This is a genomic window from Streptomyces blattellae (assembly GCF_009709555.1).
Classification (GTDB): Bacteria; Actinomycetota; Actinomycetes; order Streptomycetales; family Streptomycetaceae; genus Streptomyces; species Streptomyces blattellae.
The window spans coordinates 1-1,147 of sequence record NZ_WJBG01000041.1 but is presented as its reverse complement, the minus strand read 5'-3'; the positions used below and the strand labels follow the sequence as shown (position 1 = coordinate 1,147).

Below are 1,147 nucleotides of genomic sequence, written 5' to 3'. Positions count from 1 at the left end.
ACCAGGTGGCGGAGGCGTCACCGGAGGAGTCCTTCGAGCTGTTCCTGTCCGACGAGACCCAGAAGGCGCCCGGCTTCCAGGAACTGGACCTCCAGACCCTCGACGACGGCGAGTTCACGGGCTCCCGGCTGGAGTATCTGGCCGACTCGATCAGGGGCGAGCCCGACATCGGCCCCTGGCACGTCTACGACGAGCGGTTCGTCGCCGAGGACGGCAACATCTACGCGATCGCCGCGTACGGCCCCGACGCGGACGGCCGCGAGGACGAACTGGAGCTGCTCACCACGGCGTTGTCCGGGTTCTGCCCGCCCTACGCCTGCGACCCGGCCTCGGTGGACTGATTCCCACGCTCCACAGTTCGTCCCGGAGCTTCCCCGATGTCACGGGAGTAATCGTGCTGTTTTCCATTCCTGAATAAGGCCGCGCGGATAGAGTCGGCTCATGACCGATACCGATTCTGTATCCCGCGTGGCCCTCAAGAAAATCACCCCCGATGTATCCGCGGCGATGGGCTCCCTGCACGCCGCCGCCGTTTCCGCGGCCCAGGACGCCAAGGTCGAACCGGAACTCCTGGAACTGATCAGGATCCGCGCCTCGCAGATCAACGGCTGCGCGTTCTGCATCGACATGCACACCAAGGACGCCCGCGCCCAGGGCGAGACAGAGCAGCGCGTCTACGCCCTGAACGCCTGGCAGGAGACCCCCTTCTTCACCGAACGCGAGCGCGCCGCACTGGCGTTGACCGAGGCCGTGACCCTGGTGCACGACGGCCGGGTGCCGGACGCCGTCTACGCCGAGGCGGCCGAGGTCTTCGACGAGGCGCAGATCGCGGCACTGATCTGGGCCGCCACCGTCATCAACGCCTACAACCGGACAGCCATTGCGACGCGGATGGCGCCGGGGGCTTATCAGCCGGTCCAGAAATAACCCAGAAATAACGCGGAATACGGGCATCGGTGCTCATGGCCGGTGCCCGTGTTTCTATGTTCCGTTTACCGCTGCTTTATATTTCCGGCAGCGGCTCCATCAGCGAGTCCAGCCACTGCCGCCATTCCGCCGCCCGCACCGCGGGCGCGGCGCTGATCCAGGGCTGACGCAAGGTCCGGGATTGAGACGTTTCCGCAGGTGAGCGGTCCGTGACGTGGAA

At 66.0% G+C, this 1,147-nt stretch carries 1 protein-coding gene and 1 pseudogene; both read left to right on the top strand.

Features of this window, described 5'->3' with window-relative positions; all coding sequences use genetic code 11:
- Positions 1 to 341, top strand: a pseudogene (locus GFH49_RS39200) (hypothetical protein); the annotation flags it as partial.
- Positions 342 to 441: 100 nt separating this feature from the next.
- The gene (locus GFH49_RS00950; RefSeq protein ID WP_155053802.1) at positions 442 to 927 is read left to right on the top strand and encodes a carboxymuconolactone decarboxylase family protein; all 486 of its coding nucleotides are present in this window, start codon (positions 442 to 444) and stop codon (positions 925 to 927) included.
- Positions 928 to 1,147 lie beyond the last annotated feature (220 nt).